21 protein-coding genes and 9 tRNA genes are annotated in these 26,108 nt (G+C 70.1%); 16 read left to right on the top strand and 14 right to left on the bottom strand.

All coding sequences use genetic code 11. From position 1 onward, the window contains the following. Positions 1 to 95: 95 nt before the first annotated feature. The 4 genes from ACIHFE_RS16435 to ACIHFE_RS16420 all read right to left on the bottom strand — a co-directional run bounded on the left by ACIHFE_RS16435 (position 96) and on the right by ACIHFE_RS16420 (position 3,681). Positions 96 to 168, bottom strand: a tRNA-Lys gene (locus ACIHFE_RS16435). Positions 169 to 285: 117 nt separating this feature from the next. Next, positions 286 to 2,502: a DEAD/DEAH box helicase gene (locus ACIHFE_RS16430; RefSeq protein WP_400106967.1), complete on the bottom strand. Its 2,217-nt coding sequence runs from the start codon at positions 2,500 to 2,502 to the stop codon at positions 286 to 288. 213 nt (positions 2,503 to 2,715) lie between these two features. After that, a complete protein-coding gene (locus tag ACIHFE_RS16425) occupies positions 2,716 to 3,234 on the bottom strand; it encodes a hypothetical protein (protein WP_400106965.1) in 519 nt (172 codons plus the stop codon). Between the two features lie 96 nt (positions 3,235 to 3,330). Further along, positions 3,331 to 3,681 (bottom strand): metallopeptidase family protein, encoded by a 351-nt coding sequence (locus ACIHFE_RS16420; RefSeq protein ID WP_400106963.1) that lies wholly within the window; start codon positions 3,679 to 3,681, stop codon positions 3,331 to 3,333. 139 nt (positions 3,682 to 3,820) lie between these two features. Between ACIHFE_RS16420 and ACIHFE_RS16415 the strand changes: the two genes are divergently transcribed. The 6 genes from ACIHFE_RS16415 to ACIHFE_RS16390 all read left to right on the top strand — a co-directional run bounded on the left by ACIHFE_RS16415 (position 3,821) and on the right by ACIHFE_RS16390 (position 8,639). Further along, positions 3,821 to 3,893: transfer RNA gene (locus tag ACIHFE_RS16415), tRNA-Glu, on the top strand. Positions 3,894 to 3,931: 38 nt separating this feature from the next. Next, positions 3,932 to 4,006, top strand: a tRNA-Asp gene (locus tag ACIHFE_RS16410). 55 nt (positions 4,007 to 4,061) lie between these two features. Further along, a tRNA-Phe gene (locus ACIHFE_RS16405) sits at positions 4,062 to 4,135 on the top strand. A gap of 94 nt (positions 4,136 to 4,229) precedes the next feature. Beyond that, positions 4,230 to 8,171 carry an ATP-dependent RNA helicase HrpA gene (gene hrpA / locus ACIHFE_RS16400; RefSeq protein WP_400106961.1) on the top strand — a complete coding sequence of 1,314 codons (3,942 nt, stop codon included), beginning with the start codon at positions 4,230 to 4,232 and terminating at the stop codon, positions 8,169 to 8,171. 104 nt (positions 8,172 to 8,275) lie between these two features. Next, positions 8,276 to 8,350 (top strand) — tRNA-Asp (locus ACIHFE_RS16395). Between the two features lie 100 nt (positions 8,351 to 8,450). Then, positions 8,451 to 8,639: a DUF6274 family protein gene (locus ACIHFE_RS16390; RefSeq protein WP_400106959.1), complete on the top strand. Its 189-nt coding sequence runs from the start codon at positions 8,451 to 8,453 to the stop codon at positions 8,637 to 8,639. A gap of 344 nt (positions 8,640 to 8,983) precedes the next feature. On the opposite strand, the gene bldC is transcribed toward ACIHFE_RS16390, so the two are convergent. Together bldC and ACIHFE_RS16380 are read right to left on the bottom strand one after the other, a co-directional pair. Beyond that, on the bottom strand, positions 8,984 to 9,190 hold the full coding sequence (gene bldC / locus ACIHFE_RS16385) for a developmental transcriptional regulator BldC (RefSeq protein ID WP_003949541.1): 207 nt from the start codon (positions 9,188 to 9,190) through the stop codon (positions 8,984 to 8,986). A 488-nt stretch (positions 9,191 to 9,678) separates the two neighbouring features. Continuing rightward, positions 9,679 to 10,536: a hypothetical protein gene (locus tag ACIHFE_RS16380; protein WP_400106957.1), complete on the bottom strand. Its 858-nt coding sequence runs from the start codon at positions 10,534 to 10,536 to the stop codon at positions 9,679 to 9,681. Positions 10,537 to 10,740: 204 nt separating this feature from the next. On the opposite strand from ACIHFE_RS16380, the gene ACIHFE_RS16375 reads away from it, so the two are divergent. Both ACIHFE_RS16375 and ACIHFE_RS16370 read left to right on the top strand, forming a co-directional pair. Then, on the top strand, positions 10,741 to 11,874 hold the full coding sequence (locus ACIHFE_RS16375; protein WP_400106955.1) for a Leu/Phe/Val dehydrogenase: 1,134 nt from the start codon (positions 10,741 to 10,743) through the stop codon (positions 11,872 to 11,874). A 312-nt stretch (positions 11,875 to 12,186) separates the two neighbouring features. Further along, on the top strand, positions 12,187 to 12,450 hold the full coding sequence (locus ACIHFE_RS16370; protein WP_400106953.1) for a DUF3073 domain-containing protein: 264 nt from the start codon (positions 12,187 to 12,189) through the stop codon (positions 12,448 to 12,450). Between the two features lie 68 nt (positions 12,451 to 12,518). Here the strand turns inward: ACIHFE_RS16370 and purM are convergent, their stop codons facing one another. The 4 genes from purM to ACIHFE_RS16350 all read right to left on the bottom strand — a co-directional run bounded on the left by purM (position 12,519) and on the right by ACIHFE_RS16350 (position 16,642). Then, complete coding sequence (purM, locus tag ACIHFE_RS16365; RefSeq protein ID WP_400106951.1) at positions 12,519 to 13,589, bottom strand: phosphoribosylformylglycinamidine cyclo-ligase; 1,071 nt, start codon at positions 13,587 to 13,589, stop codon at positions 12,519 to 12,521. 25 nt (positions 13,590 to 13,614) lie between these two features. Further along, positions 13,615 to 15,132 (bottom strand): amidophosphoribosyltransferase, encoded by a 1,518-nt coding sequence (purF, locus tag ACIHFE_RS16360; protein ID WP_400106949.1) that lies wholly within the window; start codon positions 15,130 to 15,132, stop codon positions 13,615 to 13,617. Positions 15,133 to 15,236: 104 nt separating this feature from the next. After that, the gene (locus ACIHFE_RS16355; RefSeq protein ID WP_400106947.1) at positions 15,237 to 15,995 is read right to left on the bottom strand and encodes a sterol carrier family protein; all 759 of its coding nucleotides are present in this window, start codon (positions 15,993 to 15,995) and stop codon (positions 15,237 to 15,239) included. Continuing rightward, positions 15,992 to 16,642, bottom strand: a complete 651-nt coding sequence (locus ACIHFE_RS16350; protein WP_400106945.1) for a TetR/AcrR family transcriptional regulator — start codon at positions 16,640 to 16,642, stop codon at positions 15,992 to 15,994. Before ACIHFE_RS16350 ends, ACIHFE_RS16355 begins: the two co-directional genes overlap by 4 nt. A 150-nt stretch (positions 16,643 to 16,792) precedes the next feature. On the opposite strand from ACIHFE_RS16350, the gene ACIHFE_RS16345 reads away from it, so the two are divergent. Then, positions 16,793 to 18,298: an MFS transporter gene (locus tag ACIHFE_RS16345; RefSeq protein ID WP_400106943.1), complete on the top strand. Its 1,506-nt coding sequence runs from the start codon at positions 16,793 to 16,795 to the stop codon at positions 18,296 to 18,298. A gap of 43 nt (positions 18,299 to 18,341) precedes the next feature. On the opposite strand, the gene purL is transcribed toward ACIHFE_RS16345, so the two are convergent. Genes purL through purS form a run of 3 tightly spaced genes read right to left on the bottom strand, consistent with a single transcriptional unit; the run spans position 18,342 to position 21,510 of the window. Continuing rightward, positions 18,342 to 20,591, bottom strand: a complete 2,250-nt coding sequence (gene purL, locus ACIHFE_RS16340) for a phosphoribosylformylglycinamidine synthase subunit PurL (protein WP_400106941.1) — start codon at positions 20,589 to 20,591, stop codon at positions 18,342 to 18,344. Continuing rightward, complete coding sequence (gene purQ, locus ACIHFE_RS16335) at positions 20,588 to 21,268, bottom strand: phosphoribosylformylglycinamidine synthase subunit PurQ (protein ID WP_400106939.1); 681 nt, start codon at positions 21,266 to 21,268, stop codon at positions 20,588 to 20,590. The genes purL and purQ overlap by 4 nt, the downstream gene beginning before the upstream one ends. Further along, positions 21,265 to 21,510 carry a phosphoribosylformylglycinamidine synthase subunit PurS gene (gene purS / locus ACIHFE_RS16330; protein ID WP_042151546.1) on the bottom strand — a complete coding sequence of 82 codons (246 nt, stop codon included), beginning with the start codon at positions 21,508 to 21,510 and terminating at the stop codon, positions 21,265 to 21,267. The genes purQ and purS overlap by 4 nt, the downstream gene beginning before the upstream one ends. A 312-nt stretch (positions 21,511 to 21,822) precedes the next feature. Between purS and ACIHFE_RS16325 the strand changes: the two genes are divergently transcribed. The 7 genes from ACIHFE_RS16325 to ACIHFE_RS16295 all read left to right on the top strand — a co-directional run bounded on the left by ACIHFE_RS16325 (position 21,823) and on the right by ACIHFE_RS16295 (position 25,062). After that, positions 21,823 to 22,152, top strand: a complete 330-nt coding sequence (locus tag ACIHFE_RS16325; protein WP_400106937.1) for an Lsr2 family protein — start codon at positions 21,823 to 21,825, stop codon at positions 22,150 to 22,152. 163 nt (positions 22,153 to 22,315) lie between these two features. Then, positions 22,316 to 22,387, top strand: a tRNA-Gly gene (locus ACIHFE_RS16320). Positions 22,388 to 22,430: 43 nt separating this feature from the next. After that, a tRNA-Gly gene (locus ACIHFE_RS16315) sits at positions 22,431 to 22,502 on the top strand. A gap of 71 nt (positions 22,503 to 22,573) precedes the next feature. Further along, a tRNA-Gly gene (locus tag ACIHFE_RS16310) sits at positions 22,574 to 22,646 on the top strand. Between the two features lie 135 nt (positions 22,647 to 22,781). Next, on the top strand, positions 22,782 to 24,248 hold the full coding sequence (locus ACIHFE_RS16305; protein WP_400106935.1) for a histidine kinase: 1,467 nt from the start codon (positions 22,782 to 22,784) through the stop codon (positions 24,246 to 24,248). 99 nt (positions 24,249 to 24,347) lie between these two features. Beyond that, positions 24,348 to 24,956 carry a response regulator gene (locus tag ACIHFE_RS16300; protein WP_400106933.1) on the top strand — a complete coding sequence of 203 codons (609 nt, stop codon included), beginning with the start codon at positions 24,348 to 24,350 and terminating at the stop codon, positions 24,954 to 24,956. Positions 24,957 to 24,989: 33 nt separating this feature from the next. Continuing rightward, positions 24,990 to 25,062, top strand: a tRNA-Gly gene (locus ACIHFE_RS16295). A 57-nt stretch (positions 25,063 to 25,119) separates the two neighbouring features. Here the strand turns inward: ACIHFE_RS16295 and ACIHFE_RS16290 are convergent. Then, a complete protein-coding gene (locus tag ACIHFE_RS16290) occupies positions 25,120 to 26,019 on the bottom strand; it encodes a phosphoribosylaminoimidazolesuccinocarboxamide synthase (protein WP_400106931.1) in 900 nt (299 codons plus the stop codon). Positions 26,020 to 26,108 lie beyond the last annotated feature (89 nt).

The following is a 26,108-nucleotide window of genomic DNA, read 5'->3' as shown; positions in this document are numbered from 1 at the left end:
CCGCAATCCTGTGCGGGAATCCTTTGTCTACAAGTTTGTCGTCCGATACACAACAGCGCCCCGCCCGGCGGGTGCCGGACGGGGCGCTGTACAGGTAGGCCGTGTGGGACTCGAACCCACAACCAATGGATTAAAAGTCCACTGCTCTGCCAATTGAGCTAACGGCCCGCCCCCGCAGCATAGCCCGGCCGCCCGCCGGACCCGCAGTGGTTTGCGCCGCCCGCCACGCGCGAGAGCCCGCGCGGCGCGGGTGCGCCGTGCGGGCTCTTACGGGGTGGTGGGCCGTCAGCCGTTGCGCTTCCAGCGCGGCTTGTCGGCACGCCGGTCGCTGGAGGCACCGGCACGGTTGTTGTCGAAGTGACGGTCGTCCCGTCGACCGTACGGGCGGTCGCCGCCGGCGCGGTGGCCACCGGACGGACGGTCGTCGCGGCGGTCCCGGTTGAACGGACGGTCGCCGCCACCGGAGCGGAAGCCGCCGGCGGGACGGTCGTCCCGGCGGAAGCCACCGGACGGACGGTCCTCGCGGCGGAAGCCACCACGGTCGTCACGGCGGTCGTCACGACGGTCATCGCGGCGGAAGCCACCGGACGGACGGTCGTCACGGCGGAAGCCACCCCGGTCCTCGCGGCGGAAGCCACCGGACGGACGGTCCTCGCGGCGGAACCCGCCACGGTCCTCGCGACGGTCGTCACGACGGAAGCCGCCACGGTCGTCACGGCGGTCATCGCGGCGCTCGTCCCGGCGGAAGCCACCCGGACGCTCCTCGCGGCGGAAGCCACCACGGTCGTCACGGCGGTCGTCACGACGGTCATCGCGGCGGAAGCCACCGGACGGACGGTCGTCGCGGCGGAAGCCACCCCGGTCCTCGCGGCGGTCGTCACGACGGTCGTCACGGCGGTAACCGCCGCCCCGGCGCTCGTAGTTGCCCCGCTCGTCACGGCGCTCCTGGGCGGGCGCGGCGGCCTGGGCCGGCACCGCGGCAGCGGCGGCCTCCTCGGCCTCCCGCTCCGCCTCGGCGGCGGTCTCCTCGGCAGCGGCGGCGATCACGGCCTCCGGGTCCTCGCCGCGCTCCCGGGCGACACGGGCCAGCAGCCGGTCGGCCTCCTCGCGGAGCTCGGTGGCCCGGCGCTGGGCACGCTCCAGCTCGCGGTTGAGGTTGGCCAGCTCGCGCTCGGCCTGCTTGGCGGCGTTGGCCGCGGAGTCGGCCTGGACCTCGGTGAGGGAACGGGCGCCGGTGATCTCGGCGACCTCCGGGTCGAAAGCGCCGGCCCCGCCGACGATGTGACGCGAGGCGTCCACGCCCGCGTCCTCCATCAGACGGAAGATCTGGCGGCGCTGGTGCGGCAGCGCCAGCGAGACCACGGTGCCGGACTGGCCGGCCCGGGCGGTACGGCCGGAGCGGTGCAGGTAGTCCTTGTGGTCACCGGCCGGGTCCACATTGAGCACCAGGTCGATGCCGTCCACGTGGATACCGCGCGCGGCGACGTCGGTGGCGACCAGGACGTTGACGCGGCCGCCCTTGAAGTCCTCCAGGACCCGGGTACGGGCGCCCTGGGTCATGCCACCGTGCAGAGCGTCCGCGCGCACCCCGGCGTCGAGCAGCTGCTCGGCGACGCGGTCGGCGCCCATCTGGGTGCGGACGAAGATGATGGTGCGGCCCTTGCGGGCGGCGATGGCGGCGGTGACCGGAGCCTTGTCCTTGGGCTTCACCACCAGGACGTGGTGGGTCATGGTGGTGACCGCACCGGCCGAGGGGTCCACCTCATGGGTGACCGGGTCGACCAGGTAGCGCTTGACCAGGGTGTCGATCTCGTTCTCCAGCGTCGCGGAGAACAGCAGCCGCTGGCCGCCGGTCGGCACCTGGTCCAGGATCTCGGTGACCTCGGGCAGGAAGCCCATGTCGGCCATCTGGTCGGCCTCGTCCAGGACGGCGACCTGCACCTTGTCCAGCGAGGCGGCACCGCGGTCGATGATGTCGCGCAGGCGGCCGGGGGTGGCGACCAGGATGTCCACGCCGCGCTCCAGGGCGTAGATCTGGTTGCCCATGGACGTACCGCCGCAGACCACCTTCATCTTCAGGCCGAGCACATCGCCGTACGGCTGGAGGGCGTCCGCGACCTGCATGGCCAGCTCACGGGTGGGGGTGAGGATCAGGCCACGCGGGCGCTTCTTCTCGGTGCGGCCGCCGGCCAGGGTGGACAGCAGCGGCAGGCCGAAGGAGAGGGTCTTGCCGGAGCCGGTACGGCCACGGCCCAGGATGTCCTTGCCGGCCAGGGCGTCCGGGATGGTGGCCGCCTGGATCGGGAAGGGCGTGGTGACACCGTTCTGCGCCAGCTTGCGGACCACGGCCTCGTCCAGGCCCAGGTCACCGAAGGTGACGGTCGGCTCCTCGGCCGCCTCGGTCTCGACCGTCCCGGCCTCAGCCGTCTCAACGGTCTCGAGCTCGAGCTCGGTCTCGGCGACGGCCTCGGGCAGGACGTTCTGCTCAGTGGAAATAGACATGCGAAATGCGAAACCTTCCGGAGTTTCGGCACGCGCCCAAGCTCCGTGTCGGCTTCACAAATGACCGCCTCGATGCGGTCAGCCACGGCAAGGTAAGGAACGCGCCACGCGGCGCGCTTCTGTGCGGCGCCGGGCAAATGGGATCAAACGATCTACCACCATACGCACCTACCACCCCCGGACGCAAGCCGCCTGCTCAGCGACGTACCGGACCTAGGCCACCGGCCCGGCCTGGGGCGTGGGATGCGGCGCCGGCGAGGTCGCGGTGGGCGGCGGCGGAGCCGGCGAGGTGGGCGGGGGCTGCGGGGTGACCGGCGGCCGGGCGGGCGGCGAGGACGCCGGCGGCCGGGCCGGAGCGCTGGCGGGCGGCTTGGCCGGCCCCCCGGGCTTGCCCGGCCGGCCCGGCGGCACCGCGTCGTCCGAGGCGTCGGCGGAGGGCGCGGCGGAGGACGAGCCGGAGTGCGTCCCCTTGACCGAGGGGCTGCCGCTGGGGCCGTGCGCCGCCCTGGCGTCCGCCCGCCCCGGCCGCTCCCCGGCCACCGGCAGCCCGTCGTCCGCCTCGGCCCCGGCCTCGCGCTGCTTGCCGGAGGCGGAGGGCGCGGGCCGGCCCGGGTCGCTGACGCTCATGCATCCGCCCAGCGCCAGGGTCGCCACGGCCACGGCCGCGAGACGGATTCCCGTTGAGTGCGCCCTGCGCAGGGGAGAAACAGCGGGCACGGGGATCACGCGCATGGGGGACCGCCTTCGGGTCACAAGGGGACAGGCTCCCTGCCCAACTGGCCCCGCCCCGCCCAGGACACGCGGCCCCCGGGCGCATGGGACGTGACCTCAGCCATAGCCCAGTTGGTCCAGCCGTTCATCGTCGATGCCGAAGTGGTGCGCGATCTCATGAACGACCGTCACCTCGGCCTGTGCCACGGCCTCTTCCCGGGAGTGGCACATCCGCAGGATCGGCCCCCGGTAGATGGTGATCCGGTCCGGCAGCACCCCGGCGTACCACTCACCGCGCTCGGTCAGCGGCGTCCCCTCGTAGAGCCCGAGCAGCCCCGGACGGTCCGCCGCCGGCTCGTCCTCCACAAACACCGCGACGTTGTCCATCAGCCGCGTCAGCTCCGGCGGGATCAGGTCCAGCGCCTCGGCGACCAGCTCCTCGAACTCCTCGCGCGTCATCTCCAGCACGCTGGCCATTCTGCGGCAGCGGGGGTCTTCCCGCCGGGCGGCGGCAGCGGCCCCGGCAAACCGTTTTGGCGTTCCCACCCCACATCCCATATGCTTCTCACGTCCCCGAGGCGCTGAACAGCGCAGAGGTGGGCCATCAGCCCTCATCGTCTAGTGGCCCAGGACGCCGCCCTTTCAAGGCGGTAGCACGGGTTCGAATCCCGTTGGGGGCACGCTTGATCGTGTGCGAGACTGGTTCTCGCACATACCAGGTCCTGTGGAGCAGTTTGGAGTGCTCGCCACCCTGTCAAGGTGGAGGCCGCGGGTTCAAATCCCGTCAGGACCGCTGCGATCTCCTCGGAGATCGTTCCCCAAGCTCTTCGAGCTGGGGGATACCCCTAGGCTGGGTAGCTCAGTTGGTACGAGCGTCCGCCTGAAAAGCGGAAGGTCGCCGGTTCGACCCCGGCCCCAGCCACGGGCAGAGCCCCTCGTCTTCGGACGGGGGGCTCTTTTCGTTCCCTTAAATGGGTTCGCCGCTTCACAGGGCCTGGTGCGATCCTGGACCCCGTATGTCTACGCAGCCTGCCCCCACCGTCGCCGACCTCGCCGCGCGCCTGCCCGAGCTCTCCCTGCGTGATGCGCAGCGGCTCGGCCGCAGGCTGGACGGCGCACGCCGCATCCACAAGCCCGAGGCCCGCACGGCGGTGTTCGCCGAGATCACGGCCGAGATCGACCAGGCCGAGCAGCGGATCGCCCGGCGCCGCGCCGCCGTCCCCGCCGTCAGCTACCCCGAACAGCTGCCGGTCAGCCAGAAGAGGGACGAGATCCTGGCCGCGGTCCGCGATCACCAAGTGGTGATCGTGGCCGGTGAGACCGGCTCCGGCAAGACCACCCAGATCCCCAAGATCTGCCTGGAGCTCGGCCGGGGCGTCAAGGGCCTGATCGGGCACACCCAGCCCCGCCGGATTGCGGCCCGCACGGTGGCCGAGCGGGTCGCCGAGGAGCTGCGCACCCCGCTGGGCGAGTCCGTCGGCTGGAAGGTCCGCTTCACCGACCAGGTGAGCCCGGACACCCACGTCAAGCTGATGACCGACGGCATCCTGCTCGCCGAGATCCAGACCGACCGCGAGCTGCGCCAGTACGACACGATCATCATCGACGAGGCCCATGAGCGCAGCCTCAACATCGACTTCATCCTGGGCTACCTGGCCCAGCTACTCCCCCGCCGCCCCGACCTCAAGGTCGTGATCACCTCGGCGACCATCGACCCGGAGCGCTTCTCCCGGCACTTCGGGGACGCCCCGATCATCGAGGTCAGCGGGCGGACCTATCCGGTGGAGGTGCGCTACCGGCCGCTGCTGGAGGAGGGCTCGGAGGACCCGGACCGCGACCAGATCACCGCGATCTGCGACGCGGTGGACGAGCTGGCACGCGAGGGCGACGGCGACATCCTGGTCTTCCTCTCCGGCGAACGGGAGATCCGCGACACCGCGGACGCCCTGGAGAAGAAAAAGCTCAGGTTCACCGAAATCCTGCCGTTGTACGCCCGGCTCTCCCACGCCGAGCAGCACCGGGTCTTCCAGCGGCACACCGGCCGCAGGATCGTTCTGGCCACCAATGTCGCCGAGACCTCGCTGACCGTCCCCGGCATCCGCTATGTCATCGACCCCGGCTTCGCCCGGATCTCCCGTTACAGCCACCGCACCAAGGTGCAGCGGCTGCCCATCGAGCCGGTCTCGCAGGCCAGCGCCAACCAGCGCAAGGGCCGCTGCGGACGGACCAGCGACGGCATCTGCATCCGGCTGTACTCCGAGGACGACTTCCTCGCCCGGCCGGAGTTCACCGACGCCGAGATCCTCCGCACCAACCTGGCCTCCGTCATCCTCCAGATGACCGCGGCCGGCCTGGGCGACATCGAGAAGTTCCCCTTTATCGACCCGCCGGACCGGCGCAACATCAAGGACGGCGTGGACCTGCTCCAGGAGCTGGGCGCGCTCGACCCGCAGCAGAAGGATCCGAAGAAACGCCTCACCCCGTTGGGCCGCAAGCTCTCCCAGCTGCCGGTGGACCCTCGGCTGGCCCGGATGGTGCTGGAAGCGGACCGCAACGGCTGTGTACGCGAGGTGATGGTGATCGCCGCCGCGCTCTCCATCCAGGACCCGCGCGAGCGGCCCTCCGACAAGCAGCAGCAGGCCGACCAGCAGCACGCCCGGTTCAAGGACGAGACCAGCGACTTCCTGGCCTTCCTCAACCTGTGGCGCTATATCCGCGAACAGCAGAAGGCGCTGTCCTCCTCCGCGTTCCGGCGGATGTGCAAGTCGGAGTTCCTCAACTACCTGCGCATACGCGAGTGGCAGGACATCTACGCCCAACTGCGCACGGTGGTGAAGACCATGGGCGTGCACATCGCCGAGGAGGACGCCGCCCCGGAGCGGATCCACCAGTCGCTGCTGGCCGGTCTGCTCTCCCACCTGGGCCTGAAGGACACCGAGAAGAACGAGTACCTGGGCGCGCGCAGCGCCAAGTTCGCGGTCTTCCCCGGCTCGGCGCTGTTCAGGAAGCCGCCGCGCTGGGTGATGTCCGCCGAGCTGGTGGAGACCTCCCGGCTGTGGGCCCGGGTCAACGCCCGGATCGAGCCGGAGTGGATCGAGCCGCTGGCCCAGCACCTGGTCAAGCGCACCTACAGCGAGCCGCACTGGGAGCAGAAGCAGGCCGCGGTGATGGCCTATGAGCGGGTGACGCTCTATGGCGTGCCCATCGTCGCCCAGCGCAAGGTCAACTACGGGCGGATCGACCCGGAGGTCAGCCGGGAGCTGTTCATCCGCCATGCCCTGGTGGAGGGCGACTGGCGCACCCATCACCAGTTCTTCCACGACAACCGCAAACTCCTGGGCGAGGTCGAGGAGTTGGAGCACCGGGCCCGCCGCCGGGACATCCTGGTCGACGACGAGACCCTGTTCGACTTCTATGACCAGCGACTGCCCGAACATGTGGTCTCCGGCGCCCACTTCGACTCCTGGTGGAAGCACAAGCACCGCGAGGAGCCGGAGTTGCTCAACTTTGAGCACTCCATGCTCATCAATGAGAACGCGGAGGCGGTCACCAAGGCCGACTACCCGGACTCCTGGCGCCAGGGCCGGCTGAAGTTCAAGGTCACCTACCAGTTCGAGCCGGGCGCGGACGCGGACGGCGTGACCGTGCACATCCCGCTCCAGGTGCTCAACCAGGTCACCCCCGAGGGCTTCGACTGGCAGATCCCCGGCCTGCGGGTGGACCTGGCCACCGAGCTGATCCGCTCGCTGCCCAAGGTGATCCGCCGGCACTGCGTCCCGGCGCCCGACTACGCCACCGCCTTCCTGGACGCCACCGTGCCCCTGCAGGAGCCGCTGACCGCCGCCCTGGCCCGGGAACTGCACCGCAGGACCGCGGTGCGGGTGGAGCCGGAGGACTTCGACCAGGCCAAGGTCCCCGACCACCTGAAGATCACCTTCCGGGTAGTGGACGAGCGCAAGCGGAAGATCGCCGAGGACAAGGACCTGGAGGCCCTCCGGCTGAAGCTCAGGCCCAAGACCCAGGCGGCCATCACCAGGGCCTTCGAGAAGGCCGCCGAGACCGCCTCCGGCGCCCCCGCGGGCCCCGAGCAACGGTCCGGCCTCACCCGTTGGACCATCGGCTCCCTGCCGCGCACTTTCGAAACCAAGCGGGCCGGCCAGCCGGTCAAGGCGTATCCCGCGCTGGTCGACGAGGGCGCCTCGGTGGCGGTACGGCTCTTCGACACCGAGCCGGAGCAGCAGGCCGCGATGTGGCAGGGCACCCGCCGGCTGATCCTGCTCAATCTGCCGTCCAACCCGGCGAAGTTCGCCCAGGACAAGCTGAGCAACCAGCAGAAGCTGGCGCTGTCCGCCAATCCGCACGGCTCCATCCAGGCGCTGTTCGAGGACTGTGTCTCCGGTGCGGCGGACCGGCTGATCGCCGCGCACGGCGGTCCGGCCTGGGACGAGGAGGGCTTCCGCAAGCTCTTCGACGCGGTGCGCACCGACATCGTGAATGTGACGCTGGCCACCATCCGCCAGACCCAGGAGGTGCTGGCCGCCTGGCACGCCTGCGAGCGCCGGCTGAAGGCGACCACCAGTCCGGTGCTGCTGGCCTCGCTCACCGATGTCCGGCAGCAGCTGGCCGCGCTGATCAAGCCGGGCTTTGTCACCGAGCACGGGGTGCGCCGCCTGCCCGACCTACTGCGCTACCTGGTGGCCGCGGACCGCCGGCTGGCCCAACTGCCCACCAACGCCCAGCGGGACGCCGCCCGGCTGGCGAAGATCAAGGAGATGCAGGACGAGCACGCCTGGCTGCTGGAACAGTTCCCCAAGGGGCGCCCGGTGCCCCAGGAGGCACTGGACATCCGCTGGATGATCGAGGAGCTCCGGGTGAGCTATTTCGCCCATGCGCTGGGCACCGCCTTCCCGGTCTCGGACAAGCGGATCGTCAAGGCGATCGACGCCCTCGCCCCCTGACCGGGAGCGGCCGGCGGGCGGCCGGGGAGATCGAGTTCGACCGCACCCCCTGACCTGCTGTAGAGTCTTGTTTCGCAGCCCCGCGGAAGCGGAGCGGCAAGCAAGGTCCTGTGGAGCAGTTTGGAGTGCTCGCCACCCTGTCAAGGTGGAGGCCGCGGGTTCAAATCCCGTCAGGACCGCATAGTTGAAGGCCCGGATCTCCGATCCGGGCCTTCTTGTTTCCGCGCTTGACTGCGACACGTGCCAGGGGTACCCACTCAGTGGGAGGTGCTGCGCTCGATGACGATGACCACCCGGACCGAGGGCACCCGCACGGCGGACGGCATCCGGCATGAGACCCGGGCCCTGTTACGGGCCCATCTCGCGGCCGCCACCGGCTACCGGCACCTGACCCGGCACTGCCCGGTCTGCCACCGGCTGCTGCGGCTGGCCCAGGAGGGCACCGAGGAGTCCCGGCGCGGCCGATAGGGGCCCTGGAGGGCCAACAGGGGCCTCCGGCAAGGCAGTCGGCGCCGTCGGCCACCTCTACCGCTTTCCCACGGCGAGCAGCAAGAACCTCGCACTGTGACGGTAGTCACCGTAAATCCTTACGTAAGGGGGGAACTCAGACCCCGCCCACTACGGGTCAATTTAATATGTGCAATTGCACCGACCGCTCAACCAACTCCCCCGCCTCACCCCGCAGTCGGCGGACCGGCGTCCCGCGGGCATGGAAAAGCGCGCTGGACCCGGCGGAGTCCAGCGCGCTCTCACGTACCAGTTGGGCGGTCACCGGGTTGGGGGCCCCGGAAATCGCCCCGTCATTCAGTTGTTCAGGCTTCGCTGCGCTGCTGCGGAATGCCCGCCAGCAGGGCGCGGACCTCCGCTTCGCGGTATCGGCGGTGTCCTCCGAGCGTGCGGATGGACGTGAGCTTGCCTGCCTTGGCCCACCGCGTGACCGTCTTCGGGTCCACGCGGAACATCGTGGCAACCTCAGCCGGGGTCAGCAGCGGCTCGGCATCAGGGGTGCGAGCGGTCATGAGCGGCCTCCTCGGGAGAACCGAGTTCAGGATCGGTTCTTTCCTCTAAATTCTGCACCTTGACCCACGTTGCCCGAAATGGCAGACGCAGGCCGAGTCGGTTATAGGACGAACGGCTTGTCCTCGGCACTACAACTACACCATCTGTCCAGCCACGTCGGCCAAACCGATGGAATTGCCCTCTCAGGTGTTCAACCTCGGCGGAACCCAATGGACCATGTCATAGCGGACAGTCACGCAGTCGTGACGATCAGTCACAGCGGGATCAGGGGTCATCAGGGCCGTCAAGGAGCGCAATACCGATCAATCCACCCGTACACGGATAGAAGGAGCCCCTCCCGGACTCCTTGTCCTATTTTGCCACGAGGGTGGGCGATGGGCGCAAGACCTGAAGTAAGTGCGTTAGATCACGGTTGCTCCAATGGTCCGGATCAGGACCTAGGTCCGTAGCGGAAATCACAACGGCCTCAGCTCGCCGACGGGCGGCGTCAGTTGGCGAACTGACGGTCCCGGACGGCTCGCCAGCGTGCGGTGAGCCGCTCATACGCCTCGCCCGCCCGCTGCCCGTCGCCGGCCCGCAGCGCGGCCAGCCCCTCCGCGGTGTCCGCGGCGGAACGGTCGTCGGCGAGTTCCGCCTCCGGAACCATATGCACCAGACCGCCATAGTCCAGCTCCACCAAGGAGCGCGGATGGAACTCCTCCAGCCAGCGCCCCACCTCCACCAGGCCGTCGATCAACGGCCCCTCCTCGATGGCATCCCGCAGCGTACGCAGCCCCCGGGCCACCCGCCGCCGGGCCTGCACCATCGGAGTGCGGTAGCGCAGCCGCAGCCCGCCCCCGGAACCCCCGCCGTCCTGCGGCGCCTTGCCGTACTCCCGCTCCTCGTCCGCGAAGAGGACGAACCAGCGCAGCGGCACCTGCCAGGTGGCGGTGCGGATCCACGGCCGGGCATCGGGATTGCGCTCCTGCCAGCGCGCGTAGTCCGACTCCGCCTGGCGGCGCACCACCGGCGGCAGCACCGCGTCCAGCACCGGCCCGGGAAACCGCTCGGCCAGCTCCTCCAGCGCCAGCCAGCCGCGCAACCGGGTGCGCCAGGGGCAGACGCAGACCACGCCGTCCAGCACGGCCACAAAGGCGTCGCCGATCTCGTGCACCGGCACCGGCACCGGCGGGGTGGGCAGCAAGTCGGCCAGCGAACGGCGCAGTTCGTCCTGGGCGGTGGGCAGCTCCTCGCGGCGGGCATAGCCGGCCCAGTGGGAACGCTCCGGTTCGGGGAAGGCGCCCAGCGGTTCGTAAACCCGGAGATACGCCGCGTACGGGACGGTCACCGACGACGCCAGACCCACACTCGCTCCCTCAAGCCGGAGGATCACACCGGGGAGTTGGCCGGCCGCTCCCCACCCGGTGCAAATCGTCCCATGACGCCGGAGCCCGGGAGAGTGATCCTCAGCACCGCACCCGTGCGAGGGCCGTACAGGCCCTACCCTCGTGCCAACCGGCCCTCCGGTACCCCGGGAGGGCAACTCCGCGCGACCTATGGAGTCACCACCGTGACTGACGTACGTCCCACCTCCCCCAAGCACTCCCCGGGCACCGAAAGCGTGCTCCACACCCTGTTCCGGTCCGACCTCGCGGGCCATGAACAGGTGGTGCTCTGCCAGGACCGGGCCACCGGCCTCAAGGCCGTCATCGCCCTCCACTCCACCGCCCTGGGCCCCGCCCTGGGCGGTACGCGTTTCCACCCCTACGCCTCCGAGGAGGAGGCGGTACAGGACGCGCTCAACCTCTCCCGCGGGATGTCCTACAAGAACGCCCTGGCGGGTCTGGAGCATGGCGGCGGAAAGGCCGTGATCATCGGCGATCCCGATGAGATCAAGACCGAACAACTCCTGCTCGCCTACGGCCGGTTCGTGGCCTCCCTCGGCGGCCGTTATGTCACCGCCTGTGATGTCGGCACCTATGTCCAGGACATGGACGTGGTGGCCCGGGAGTGCCGCTGGGCCACCGGCCGTTCGCCGGAGCAGGGCGGCGCCGGTGACTCCTCGGTGCTCACCGCCTTCGGCGTCTTCCAGGGCATGCGGGCCGCGGCCGCCCACCAGTGGGGCGAGCCCACCCTGCGCGGCCGCCGGGTGGGCGTGGCCGGCGTCGGCAAGGTCGGCCACCACCTGGTGGAGCACCTGATCGAGGACGGCGCCCAGGTGGTGATCACCGATGTGCGGGCGGACGCGGTGGCCCGGATCACCGGACGCCACCCGGAGGTGACGGCGGTGCCGGACGCGGCGGCCCTGGTCCGTACCCCGCTGGACGTCTACGCCCCGTGCGCGCTCGGCGGCGCGCTGGACGACGTCACGGTGGCCGCGCTGACCGCCACCGTGGTCTGCGGCGCGGCCAACAACCAACTGGCCCACCCCGGGGTGGAGAAGGACCTGGCCGACCGGGGCATCCTCTACGCCCCCGACTATGTGGTGAACGCCGGCGGTGTGATCCAGGTCGCCGATGAGCTGCACGGTTTCGACTTCGACCGGGCCAAGGCCAAGGCGGCCACGATCTACGACACCACGCTGGCCATATTCGACCGGGCACGCCTGGACGGGGTACCGCCGGCGGTCGCCGCCGACCGGCTGGCGGAGGCACGGATGGCCGAGGCACGGGGAACCCGGGTGCCCCGCCAGACCCAGCGGTAACGATTGGGCGCATGGGAGCCGCACAGCGGTCCCCACAGACACACCGCCGGGGGGTGGCAAGGGAGACTTCTCTCACCACCCCTCGGCGGGTCGTCGCCAAGAACCGGTTAAAATCGCGGCTGACCAGCATGGACAGGGCTCCTCGCGGGTTGTGCTCCGTGGCACGTCATGCGGGCGACGTACCGTACGGCCGCGGAAGCAGGTACCGTTGAAGTCCTACAGGCCGGATCCCTAAGCGGGGATCCGCTCTGAGCAATGAACGCGTGTCAAGACTCTGGGGCCGTCGAGCCCCGTCATTGAGGGGGTCGAGCCATGGGGCGCGGCCGGGCCAAGGCCAAGCAGACAAAGGTCGCCCGCCAGCTGAAGTACAACAGCGGCGGGACCGACCTCTCACGTCTGGCCAATGAGCTGGGCGCAACGCAGCCGTCGACGAAGCAGCCGCCGAACAGCGAGCCGCTCGAAGACGAGCTGGACGACGACCCGTACGCCCAGTACGCGGCGCGTTACAACGATGACGAGGACGAGGACGAGCACACCGCTCCGTCCGAGCACTCCGCATACCGTCGCCGCGCTTGACGCGAAGACTCTCACTGACCCGGTCCGGGGCCTGGCCCCGGACCGGGTTCTGTGCTGCCCGGCTCGGGTCAGGCTGAGTAGTCACCGGTCAGCGCCACCGCTTCGGGGTGCCCACCGCGCTCGGTGATCTCCCCGGCGACCCAGGCGTCCAGGCCCCGGTCGGCACAGGTGGCCAGCGCCACCTCCACGGACTCCGGAGGCACCACGGCCATCATGCCGACACCCATGTTGAGGGTCTTCTCCAGCTCCGGCCGGGCCACCTCGCCCAGCCGGCCCACCAGGTCGAAGACCGCACCCGGGGCCCAGGTCGACCGGTCGACGCTCGCATGGAGGTGGTCCGGGATCACTCGTGCCAGGTTGTTGGCCAGTCCGCCGCCGGTGATGTGCGAAAAGGCATGCACTCGGGCGGTGCGGGTGAGCGCCAGGCAGTCCAGCGCATAGATCCGGGTGGGCTCCAGCAGTTCCTCGCCCAGGGTGCGGCCGAACTCGGGCACCTCGCGGTCCAGCGCCCAGCCGGCCCGGTCGAAGAGCACATGGCGGACCAGCGAGTACCCGTTCGAGTGAAGTCCGGACGACGCCATCGCGATGACGACATCACCCTTGCGAATGAGATCGGCACCCAGCACTCGGTCCGCCTCGACCACTCCGGTGCCCGCGCCGGCCACATCGAACTCGTCGGGACCCAGCAGCCCGGGGTGCTCGGCGGTCTCCCCGCCGATCAGGGCGCAGCCGGCCAGGGCGCAGCCCTCGGCGATGCCCTTGACGATGGCGGCCACCCGGTCGGGGAAGACCTTGCCCACACAGATGTAGTCGGTCATGAACAGCGGCTCGGCACCGCACACCACCAGGTCGTCCACCACCATGCCGACCAGGTCATGGCCGATGGTGTCGTAGACGCCCATCCGGCGGGCGATGTCCACCTTGGTGCCCACGCCGTCGGTGGCGGTGGCGAGCAGCGGGCGCTCATAGCGCTTGAGGGCGCTGGCGTCGAAGAGGCCGGCGAAGCCGCCGAGGCCGCCGACGACCTCGGGGCGGGTGGCCTTCTTCACCCATTCCTTCATCAGTTCGACGGCGCGGTCGCCCGCCTCGATGTCGACGCCCGCGCTTGCGTAGCTGGCACCGGTGGTCTCGGAAGTCATATTCCTGAGATCTTTCGTGTCGTGATTACGGACGGCGCAGGGCGTCCGCGGCGTCGGGGCCGCCTGCGAGCTCGGTCTCCAGCAGGTGCTTGCCGAGCAGCTGGGGGTCGGGCAGCTCCATGGGGTACTCGCCGTCGAAGCAGGCGCGGCAGAGGTTGCCCTTGGGGATGGAGGTGGCCTCGATCATGCCGTCGATGGAGATGTACGCCAGGGAGTCGGCGCCCAGCGACTTGCCGATCTCCTCCACGGTCATCCCGTTGGCGATCAGCTCGGCGCGGGTGGCGAAGTCGATACCGAAGAAGCAGGGCCACTTGATCGGCGGCGAGGAGATCCGGATGTGCACCTCGGCGGCGCCGGCCTCGCGCAGCATCCGGACCAGGGCGCGCTGGGTGTTGCCGCGGACGATGGAGTCGTCCACCACCACCAGGCGCTTGCCGCGGATGACTTCCTTCAGCGGGTTGAGCTTCAGCCGGATGCCCAGCTGGCGGATGGTCTGGCTGGGCTGGATGAAGGTCCGGCCCACATAGCTGTTCTTGACCAGGCCGGAGCTGTAGGGGATCCCGCTGGCCTCGGCGTAGCCCACGGCGGCCGGGGTGCCGGACTCCGGGGTCGCTATCACCAGGTCGGCCTCGGCCGGGGCCTCGGCGGCGAGCCGGCGGCCCATCTCCACCCGGGAGAGGTAGACATTGCGGCCGGCGATGTCGGTGTCCGGACGGGCCAGGTAGACGTACTCGAAGACACAGCCCTTGGGGCGGGCCTCGGCGAAGCGGCTGTTGCGCACGCCGTCCTCGTCGATGGCGATCAGCTCGCCCGGCTCCACCTCGCGGACGAAGCTGGCGCCCACGATGTCCAGGGCGGCGGTCTCCGAGGCGAACACCCAGCCGCGCTCCAGGCGGCCCAGCACCAGCGGGCGGATGCCCTGTGGGTCACGGGCGGCGTAGAGGGTGTTCTCGTCCATGAAGACCAGCGAGAAGGCGCCCCGGACGTCCGGCAGGACCTTCTTGGCGGCGTCCTCCACGGTCAGCGGCTTGCCATCGTCATCGGTCTGGCCCGCGAGCAGGGCGGTGACCAGGTCGGTGTCATTGGTCGCGGCGACCTGGGTGGCCCGGCCGTTCTCCTTGGGCAGGGCGGCCACCATCTCGGCCAGCTCGGCCGTATTGACCAGGTTGCCGTTGTGGCCCAGCGCGATGGAGCCATGGGCGGTGGCCCGGAAGGTGGGCTGGGCGTTCTCCCACACCGAGGCTCCGGTGGTGGAGTAGCGGGCGTGACCGACCGCGATATGGCCCTGCAGGGAGCCGAGAGAGGTCTCGTCGAAGACCTGGGAGACCAGTCCCATGTCCTTGAAGACCAGGATCTGGGAGCCGTTGCTCACCGCGATGCCCGCGGACTCCTGTCCACGGTGCTGCAGCGCATACAGCCCGAAATAGGTGAGTTTGGCGACCTCTTCTCCCGGAGCCCAGACACCGAAGACGCCGCAAGCGTCCTGGGGGCCCTTTTCGCCGGGAAGCAGGTCGTGGTTGAGTCGTCCGTCACCACGAGGCACACCTTGAGTCTATGGCAGCCGGAAGGTTCATCCGAACCGGGGACGACCAGGGATGTCTCACACCACGCACAGCCACCCGGCAGGCACAGCGAATCACTGTTCGCTCAATCGAGCAGGGGGAGTTGTGCGGAGATGTCGGCTCGTTCACCACTGGCAGTGACGGCCGCTTCCTCGACCGCCGAGGCCCAGCCGATGCGGCCGGCTGCCAGCCGGAGCCAGGTGAGCGGATCGGTTTCCACCACATTGGGCGGGGTGCCCCGGGTGTGCCGGGGGCCCTGGACGCACTGCACCACCGCGAACGGCGGGATGCGCACCTCCACCGAGCCGCCGGGCGCCCTGGCGGCCAGCGCGTCGGCCAGCAGCCGGGTGGTGATGGCCAGCGCCTGCCGGTCATGGGCGGCGGTACGGCCGGTGGCCGCCGCCAGATCGTCGGCGTACAGCACGGTCTCCAGTACCCGGGTGAGCGCGAAGTCCCCTGCGGTCATGGGCCCATGGGGGGTGCCGGTCAGCGCTCCCGGGTCCGGGTGCGCCCCGGCGAGCGCCCCGGTGGCCGCCGTCAGCCGGGCCGCCGGGTCGGGGTCCGGAGCGACCGCGGCGGGGCGCCGGTACGCGGCCAAGTAGCCCTGGATGTCCAGGCGTTGACCGCCGGGGGCGGGCCCGGCGGCCTGCCCGGGCAGCGCCGCCAGCACGGCGGCCAGGTGCGTGATCAGTCCGCCGACCGTCCAGCCGGGAAGGCGCGTTGGCGCGCCGAGCGCCTCGGAGCCGATCTCCGCCACCATGGCCCGTACCGCCTCGGCCTCACGGAGCAGGGCGGTGCGGGTCCGGTCCGGGTCATAGGCGCGGGCCCTGGGCCTGGCGGTCATCCGGCGGCCTCCGCCCCATAGCCGCCCAGCCCGAACTCCACCATGGCGAAGGCCCGCTCGGCCAGCGCCACCGCGTCCGGGTGGACCGCCGCGGCGGACTCCCCCGCCAGCAGGCGCTGGCTGTTGTGGTCGATCACCGCGTACCGCGCGCCCATCAGCTGTGCGGCGGCCACCTTGACCAGGTGCGGGTCGCCCGGCACCGCCGACTCCAGTTCCTCGGTGAGCAGTTGCTGGGCGCGCAGGGCGAACTGGTGGCGCCGCTCCCGCAGGGCGGGCGTCCGGTCGATCAGCCGCAGTACCCGCAGGACCGCCTCGCTGTCGCAGAGCCCCACCGAGGCGTCGTGTTCGGCCAGCGCCCGCAGGAACTGGCCCCGGACGGCCGCCACCACCGACTCACCGGGCCGCCGGTCGCGCACCGCGTGCGCCGCGTCGGCGAGGTGCACCTCCATGGGGCCGAGGATCAGATCCTCTTTGGTGGACACATAGTTGAAGACGGTCATCTTGGACACCTGGGCCGCCGCGGCGACCTCGGCGACCGAGACATGGTCATAGCCGCGCTCGATGAACAGCTCAGCCGCCGTGCTCCAGATGACGGCCCGCGTCTGGAGCTTCTTGCGCTCGCGGAGGCTGACTCCTTCGGTCCCCATACCAAGACCTTAGCAAGATCTGTTTTGTCCGAGTCGAAAAACATACCCAGCCGAAAAATTGACTCGGTATAGCTCTATGCCCCATGGTGGTCCCGGGGGACGCACCGACCACAACCGCCCGTGGACCGCGGGCACTTCAAGGGGGCACCCATGTCCAGCTCCACCGGGCGCCGCAGGATCTCCTTCGCCGTGTGCATAGTGACGATCCTGCTGGCCGTCCTCGACCAGAACATCGTCTCGGCCGCCACCGTCCCGATCGTCCGGGACCTGGACCCGGACCATGGCGTCGACCGGATCCCCTGGCTGATCAGCGCCTTCGCTCTGGCCGCCACCGCCGCCCTGCCGCTCTACGGCAAGCTGAGCGACTCCTACGGGGCCAAGCGGGTCTTCCTGGGAGCGGTGGCCACCTTCCTGGTGGGCTCCGCACTGTGCGGAACCGCCCACACCATGGGGCAGTTGATCGCCTTCCGGGCGCTGCAAGGACTCGGCGGCGGTGGGCTGATGAGCATCACCATGGTGGTGATGGCCCAGCTCAAGGGGCCCGGTGGCAAGGGTCCCGGCATCGCCGGCATCGGCGCGGTGATCGCCGGTGCGGGGATGGCGCTGGGCCCGGTGGTCGGCGGCGCACTGGCCGATCACGCCAACTGGCGCTGGGTGTTCTACATCAACCTGCCCATCGGCGTCGCGGTGTTCGTCCTCGCCGCCGTACTGATCAAGCTGCCGCACCAGGCCAGCCGGCACCGCATCGACTACCCGGGCGCGGCCCTGGCCGCCGCCTTCTCCACCTCGCTGCTGCTGATCGCCGAGTGGGGCGGCAAGGAGTACTCCTGGGGCTCGGCCACCATCCTGGGACTGAGCGCCGCCTTTGTCGCCCTGCTCGCCCTCTTCCTGTGGCGGCAGGCCACCGCGGCCGAACCCGTGCTGCCACTGGCCATGTTCCGCAACCCGGTGCTGCGCAATGCCTTCGCGCTCCAGGGCATGCTGGGCATCGCCCTGATGGGCACCGTGGTCTACATCATGATCTATCTGCAGATCGCCCGTGGCATCAGCGCCAGCGACTCCAGCCTCTTTATGATCCCGATGGCCGCGGGCCTGGTGGGAACCGGCCTGTCCGCCGGCCTGTTGAAGAAGCGGGGCTGGACCCACCGCACCTTCCTGCTCACCGGCACCATCACCAACGCCGTCGCCGCCGTCTCCCTGGTCTTCACCGGAGTGCACACCAGCCTCTGGCTGCTGGGCGCCGAACTGCTGGTCCTCGGCGTGGGGTTCGGCCTGCTGCTGGGCCAGGTGCTCACCCTGGCCATGGAGTCCACGGCGCGCGAGCAGCTGGGCGTGGCCACCACCGGCATCCGCTTCTTCCAGAGCCTGGGCGGCGCGCTGGGCACCGCGCTGTTCGGCACGGTGCTCAGCCGGATGTACGAGTCCAAGGTCCCCGGCGGCTCCACCAGCACCATCGCCCGGCTGTCCGGTGAGGCGCACGCCCATGCGGTAAGGGCGCTGGTGACCTCGGTGGACACCGTGTTCGCCTGCGCCGCCGGCGCCATGGTGCTGGCCGTGGTCCTGGCCGTACGGCTGCGGATTCCGGGCCGGACGGACGGGCCGGACGCGGCCGGACGGGCCGGCGGGCACCCCGTGGTGCCGGTCAACGCCAAGTGACCGTAGTGCCGGACGGGCCAACCGGCCCGCCCGGCACCGCGGTTCAGCCGAACAGCGCGGGAATGGTCCCCTGGTGCGCGGTGCGCAGCTCGTCCAGCGCGATGGTGAACTCGCCCTGGACGTCCAGCGATTCGCCGTCCACCACGCCGATCCGGGTGGCGGGCAGGCCGCGTGCCCCGCACATGTCGGTGAAGCGCAGCTCCTCGCTGCGCGGCACCGACACCACCGCCCGGCCCGCCGACTCCGAGAAGAGGAAGACAAAGGGGTCGAGCCCCTCGGGGACCAGGATCCGCGCGCCATTGCCGCCGCGCAGACAGGACTCGGCCAGCGCCTGCACCAGACCGCCGTCGGACAGGTCGTGCGCCGCGTCGATCATGCCGTCCCGGGAGGCGGCGATAAGGATCTCGGCGAGCAGCTTCTCCCGCGCCAGGTCCACCCGGGGCGGCAGACCGCCCAGATGGTCGTGGATCACCTGGGACCAGGCCGAGCCGCCCAGCTCCTCATGGGTCTCCCCGAGCAGGTACAGCAGCTGGCCCTGCTCCGCGAAGGCCATCGGCGTACGGCGGTTGACGTCGTCGATGACGCCGAGCACCGCGACCACCGGGGTGGGGTGGATGGCGGTTTCCCCGGTCTGGTTGTACAGCGAGACATTGCCGCCGGTCACCGGAGTGCCCAGGGCCAGGCAGCCGTCCGCCAGTCCACGGGTGGCCTCGGCGAACTGCCACATCACGCCCGGGTCTTCGGGCGAGCCGAAGTTCAGGCAGTTGGAGATGGCCAGCGGACGGGCGCCGGTGGCGGCGACGTTGCGGTACGACTCCGCCAGGGCGAGCTGCGCACCCGCGTAGGGGTCGAGCTTGGCGTAGCGGCCATTGCCGTCCGTGGCGACGGCGACACCGAGGTTGGTCTCCTCGTCGACGCGGACCATGCCGGAGTCCTCCGGCTGCGCCAGCACCGTATTGCCCTGGACAAAGCGGTCGTACTGATCGGTGATCCAGGACTTGGACGCCTGGTTGGGCGAGGCCAGCACCTTGAGCACCTGGTCGCGCAGCTCATCCGAACCCACCGGCCGGGCCAGCTTGTTGGCGTCGTCCGCCTGGAGCGCGTCCTGCCAGTCGGGGCGGGCGTACGGACGCTCGTACACCGGGCCCTCATGGGCCACGGTGCGCGGCGGTACGTCCACGATCTGCTCGCCGTGCCAGAAGATCTCCAGCCGCTCGCCCTCGGTGACCTCACCGATCGCGGTGGCGATCACATCCCACTTCTCGCAGATCTCCATGAAGCGCCCGACCTTGCCGGGCTCCACGATGGCGCACATCCGCTCCTGCGACTCGCTCATGAGGATTTCCTCGGGCGAGAGGGTCGCGTCACGCAGCGGAACGGTGTCCAGCTCCACCCGCATACCGCCGGAGCCGGCGCTGGCCAGCTCGCTGGTGGCACAGGACAGGCCGGCGCCGCCCAGGTCCTGGATGCCCTCCACCAGGTGCTCGCGGAACAGCTCCAGGGTGCACTCGATCAGGAGCTTCTCCTGGAAGGGGTCGCCGACCTGGACGGCGGGGCGCTTGGCGGGACCGGTGGAGTCAAAGGTCTCCGAGGCCAGCACGGAGACGCCGCCGATGCCGTCGCCGCCGGTGCGGGCGCCATAGAGGATGACCTTGTTGCCGGCGCCGGAAGCCTTGGCGAGGTGGATGTCCTCATGCTTCATCACGCCCACGCACAGCGCGTTGACCAGCGGGTTGCCCTGGTAGCAGGGGTCGAAGACCACCTCGCCGCCGATATTGGGCAGGCCCAGGCAGTTGCCGTAGCCGCCGATGCCCGCGACCACACCGGGCAGCACCCGCTTGGTGTCGGGGTGATCGGCGGCGCCGAAGCGCAGCGGGTCCATCACGGCCACCGGGCGGGCGCCCATGGCGAGGATGTCGCGGACGATGCCGCCCACGCCGGTGGCCGCGCCCTGGTAGGGCTCGATATACGAGGGGTGGTTGTGCGACTCCACCTTGAAGGTGACCGCATAGCCCTGGCCCACATCGACCACGCCGGCGTTCTCGCCGATGCCCACCAGCAGGGCATCGTTCTCGGGGGCCTTCTCGCCGAACTGGCGGAGGTGGACCTTGCTGCTCTTGTACGAGCAGTGCTCGGACCACATCACCGAGTACATGGCGAGCTCGGCGCCGGTGGGGCGGCGGCCGAGGATCTCCCGGATGCGCTGGTACTCGTCCTGCTTGAGGCCGAGTTCGGCCCAGGGCTGGGCGGTGTCCGGGGTTTCGGCCGCGTGCTTGACCGTATCCAGGCTCATGAGGTGACCAGCTTCTTGAGGAGCGAGGTGAAGAATCCGAGACCGTCCGTGCGGCCGGTGCCGATCAGCGGCTCCACGGCGTGCTCGGGGTGCGGCATCAGGCCGACCACATTGCCCGCCGCGTTGGTGATGCCGGCGATGTCCCGGAGCGAACCATTGGGGTTGCCGTCGAGGTACCGGAAGACCACCCGGCCCTCGGCCTCCAGCTCGTCCAGGGTCCGCTCGTCGGCGACATAGCGGCCGTCGATGTTCTTCAGCGGGACGGAGATCTCCTGGCCCGCCGTGTAATCGGCGGTCCAGGCCGTGCCCGCGTTCTCCACCCGCAGCTTCTGGTCGCGGCAGATGAAGTGCAGATGGTTGTTGCGGAGCATGGCGCCGGGCAGCAGATGCGTCTCGGTGAGCACCTGGAAGCCATTGCAGATGCCGAGGACGGGCATGCCCGCCTTCGCCTGCTCGATGACGGTCTCCATCACCGGCGAGAAGCGGGAGATGGCGCCCGCCCGCAGATAGTCGCCATAGGAGAAACCGCCGGGCAGGACCACCGCGTCCACCTGCTTGAGGTCCTGGTCGCGGTGCCACAACGGTACGGGTTCAAGGCCGGCGATCCGTACCGCCCGCTGGGTATCGCGGTCGTCAAGGGTGCCGGGGAAAGTGACGACTCCTACGCGCGTGGTCACGAGTCGACCCGCACGGTGAAGTCTTCGATCACGGTGTTGGCGAGAAACGTTTCCGCCATCTCATGGATTCGGGCGAGGGCGGCCTCGTCGACCGGGCCCTCCACCTCGAGTTCAAAGCGCTTGCCCTGACGGACGTCGGCGATCCCCTCGAAACCCAGGCGTGGCAGTGCGCGCTGCACCGCCTGCCCCTGCGGGTCGAGGATCTCCGGCTTGAGCATGACGTCGACTACGACGCGTGCCACTGGCACTCCCGGTGTGTGGTGCGTGAGCTGAAGCGGTACGGCCAGCGTACAGTCCGGAAAAATCTACGCGCATAGATATCCAGCGGAACCCACTCGCGTTTACCGGGCGGCCCCTGCGGAGGCAAGAAAAACCGCGGAAAAAACACGGAAGGGCCCGCCGCCGTGATTGCACCCGGGCACGCTGACGGAATTAACTGGGCTTCACCACTCAATGACCTTTGTTGTACAAATGATTCGACATTGACCGAGAGCCCTCGGAATCCTTACATCACCGCAGGTCAACGCGGGGATGCAAGCTGAAAGGACCTTTTTGTGGCGCAGCGCGTAGTGGTCATGCTCTCTGACGACATCGACGGCGGAGAAGCCGACGAGACCGTCGTGTTCGGTATCGACGGCAAGTCGTACGAGATCGACCTCAACAAGGCCAACGCCAAGAAACTCCGGGAGATCCTGGCGCCTTACATGGCGATGGGCCGCAAGCGCGCCCGCTCCGGCCGGACCTACCGCCGTACCTCGGTGGCACCGGATCCGGCGGCGGTGCGCGCCTGGGCCCGCTCGCATGGGATGGATGTGCCGCCGCGCGGCCGGATCCCCAAGAAGGTCTACGAGGAGTTCAACGCGGCCAACCGGGAAGGGGCGTGACGGCTGCCGCCCCGGAGGGGCCGCCGGCGGCCCCTCCGGCCGCCCCCGCACCCGGGCCCTGACCGCCTCCCCCGGAACCGGATTTGCGTTGCACCCCCCATGATCCGCTAGAGTCTGGAGCACGCCGAGGGGCGAGGCCGAAAGGCCGGACTCCCCGGAACGCGCGGGTGTAGCTCAGTAGTAGAGCGCCCCCTTTCCAAGGGGGAGGCGCAGTGTGCGATTCCTGTCACCCGCTCTCACCGTTTACCGGTCACGCAAGTGACCCGGTGGATGGTCGCGCGGGTGTAGCTCAGTAGTAGAGCGCCCCCTTTCCAAGGGGGAGGCGCAGTGTGCGATTCCTGTCACCCGCTCTCATCGCTTACCAACCACGCAAGTGGATCAGGTACAGTGGTGTTCGCACCGCCCGAGAGGGCAGCGAAATGCGGACGTAGCTCAGTTGGTAGAGCGCAACCTTGCCAAGGTTGAGGTCGCGAGTTCGAGCCTCGTCGTCCGCTCAGGAATCGAAGGCCCCGGTCGTTCTACGACCGGGGCCTTCGTCCGTTCCGGAGAAGGCCGTTGAGGACGCACCGGGGGCAACGGGCGCTGACCGGGCCGCTGTTGCGGGCTCCTGACGAGGGGAACACGCGCACATGGGCGACGGCATACAGCGGCGGCTGGTGGGCTGGCGGGGACGCAGCCGGGCCGCCCAGGTCGACAGCTTTATGCGCTGGACGCTCTATCTGGTGCCCTTCCTTTTCCCACTGGCCTGCCTGGGTGCCCTGGTCGAAACCGGCGGCGCGGACCGGGTGTTGCGCTGGCTGCTGTTCGCCCTGTGCTGCGCCCAGTGCGTCGTCGGCATCGGCCTGACCAAGCGTGGCCTTGCTCACTATCTGCGCGGCCGGCCCGCGCCCTGGCTGCGGCTGGCCGTCTCCGGCGGGCTGTTCCTGGCCTCGGTCGTGCTGCTGGTGGTGCTGGTGCGGATCACCGGGCCGGTCCATGTCACCACCCGGATCTGGCTGGTGCAGGGCTCCGGATACATCTTCTTCGGCGGGCTGAGCATGCTGCTGCGCATCCGCTGGTACCTGCTGTGGAGTGCGGCGGGGGGCGCGGCGCTGGCGGCGGCCATCCTGTTGGGCGGGGCGAGCGCGGGCCCGGCGGCCGCGGTGTTTGTGGTGATCGTCGTGCAGGCCCTGTGGAGCATGACCATGCGCTCCTCGGCCTGGATGCTCTCGGTGCTGTGGGAGGCGGAGTCGGCGCGCGGGGTGCAGGCCAGGCTGGCGGTGGCCGAGGAACGGCTGCGCTTCGGCCGGGACATGCACGATGTGCTGGGTCGCAATCTGACGGTGATCGCGCTCAAGACCGAACTGGCCGGGCAGTTGGTGCGGCGGGCGGAGCCGGGCTCCCCGGCCGCGCTGGAGCAGCTGGCGGAGGTGCAGCGGATCGCCCGGGAGTCACAGCGGGACATGCGGGAGGTGGTCCGCGGCTACCGCGAGGTGGACCTGCGCACCGAGCTGACGGGCGCCCGGGGGGTGCTGGCCTCGGCGGGCATCGACTGCCAGGTGGAGGACTCGGCCCGGGAGGTGCTGCCCGGTCCGGTGCAGTCGGTGCTGGCCTGGGTGGTCCGGGAGGGCACCACCAATGTGCTGCGGCATTCGGACGCGCGGCGGTGCGCGGTGCGGCTGTCGGTGACGGACGGGGTGGCGGTCCTGGTGGTGGAGAACGACGGGGCGCGCGCCGATGACGGCACCGGGGGCGAGGGCTCGGGCCTGGCCGGGCTGCGGGACCGGCTTGCCGCACTGGGCGGTGCGCTGGCCGTGGAACGGCGGGGGCGGGTCTTCCGGCTGATGGCGGCGGTGGGACCGTGCGGGCCGGGTGTTTCCGACCTGCCGGACGGAGAATCCGGACCGGACCAGGGGCTCGCGGAGTGCGCGCCCATGGGACCGCGACTTCCGGGTGCGGATCCCGGCCCGGACCATGGCCTCGGAGGAAGCGCGCCGACGGGATCGTCCGTCCCGGACAGGGAATCCGGACCGGGCAGGGAATCCGGACCGGCCAGGGAATCCGGACCGGACCACAGCCTCGCGGAGCGCGACGCGAAGAAGAGCGCGTCGGCGTGAGCACGCCTTCCGGCGGAGGGAAGGGACCGTAGCGCGGGCTCGCGGGATGCGCGGGCGTACAGCAGCCCGCCGGGGGCGGGGAGTGAAAGGGAGGCGCTGATGAGTGTGCGGCTGCTGCTCGCGGATGACGAGCATCTGATCCGGGGGGCGCTGGCGGTGTTGCTGGGGCTGGAGGAGGACCTGGAGGTGGTCGCGGAGGCCGCCTCGGGGCCGGAGGCGATCGCGATGGCCCGGGCGCACCGCCCGGATGTGGCCGTGCTGGATCTTCAGATGCCGGGGGCGGACGGTGTGATGGTGGCCACTTCCCTGCGGGCCGAACTCCCCTCCTGCCGGGTCATGATCGTGACCGGGCACGGCCGGCCCGGGCACCTCAAGCGGGCCCTGGCGGCGGGCGTCCGGGGCTTCGTTCCCAAGACGCTCTCCGCCCAGCGGCTGGCCGAGATCATCCGCGCCGTGCACGGCGGAAGCCGTTATGTGGACCCGGAGTTGGCGGCCGACGCGATCAGCGCGGGCGACTCACCGCTGACCGCGCGCGAGGCGGAACTGCTCGAACTGGCCGAGGACGGAGCGTCCGTCGCGGAGATCGCGGAGCGGGCTTCGCTGACCCGTGGCACGGTGCGCAACTACCTCTCCTCGGCCGCCGCGAAGCTGGGGGCGGAGAACCGTCATGCGGCAGCGCGCATCGCACGGTCCCAGGGTTGGCTATAGTGGAACCCGCACCGCCCGAGAGGGCAGCGAAATGCGGACGTAGCTCAGTTGGTAGAGCGCAACCTTGCCAAGGTTGAGGTCGCGAGTTCGAGCCTCGTCGTCCGCTCAGGAATCGAAGGCCCCGGTCGTTCTACGACCGGGGCCTTCGGCGTTGATCAAGCGATCAGGCCCAGTTGAGGCCGGTGATGCGCTCATACGCCTCGATATAGCGGGCGCGGGTCTGCTCCACCACGGCGGCCGGGAGCTCGGGCGGCGGCAGTTGGCCATGGCGGTCCCAGCCGGATTCCGGAGAGCCGAGCCAGTCGCGGACGTACTGCTTGTCGAAGGAGGGCTGGACGCGGCCCGGCTGCCACTGGTCGACGGGCCAGAACCGGGACGAGTCCGGGGTGAGCACCTCGTCGGCCAGCACCAGTTCCTCGCCCTCGAAGCCGAACTCCAGCTTGGTGTCGGCCAGGATGATGCCCCGCTCGCGGGCGATCTCCCGGCCCCGGCTGTAGACGGCGAGGGTGGCCTGGCGCAGCCGGTGGGCGGTCTCGGCGCCGATCTTGCGGGCCACTTCCTCGTAGGAGACGTTCTCGTCGTGCTCGCCGACCTCCGCCTTGGTGGCCGGAGTGAAGATCGGCGAGGGCAGCTCGGAGCCGTCGGTCAGGCCCTCGGGGAGGGCCAGGCCGCAGACGGTACGGGTCTGCCGGTACTCCGCCAGCCCGGAGCCGGTCAGGTAGCCGCGGGCCACGCACTCCACCGGGAGCATCTCCAGCGGCCGGCAGATCAGGGTGCGTCCGGCCCAGTCGGCGGGGGCGCCGGGCGGCAGCTCGGTGGACAGCACATGGTGGCGGACCAGGTCGGCGAGCCGGTCGAACCACCACAGGGAGAGCTGGGTGAGGATCCGGCCCTTGTCGGGGATCTCGGTGGGCAGCACCCAGTCATAGGCGGACATCCGGTCGCTGGCGACCATCACCAGCTCGCCGCCCTCGGTGCGGTAGAGGTCGCGAACCTTTCCGGTGTGCAGATGCACAAGGCCCGGCACCTCCACGGGTTCGGGCTTCTCGACGAATCCGGACACGCGTCCTCCTGGTGGTTTGTCCAAACGCCTCGAATTCTGCCGTATGGCGGCGGGTGCCCCGCCAGGCGGGGTCCGGCCCGTTCACCGCG

It is taken from the genome of Streptomyces sp. NPDC052396 (assembly GCF_044593195.1).
Classification (GTDB): domain Bacteria; phylum Actinomycetota; class Actinomycetes; order Streptomycetales; family Streptomycetaceae; genus Streptomyces.
The sequence above is the reverse complement of the archived record's forward strand: the minus strand, read 5'-3'. Positions and strand labels throughout refer to the sequence as shown.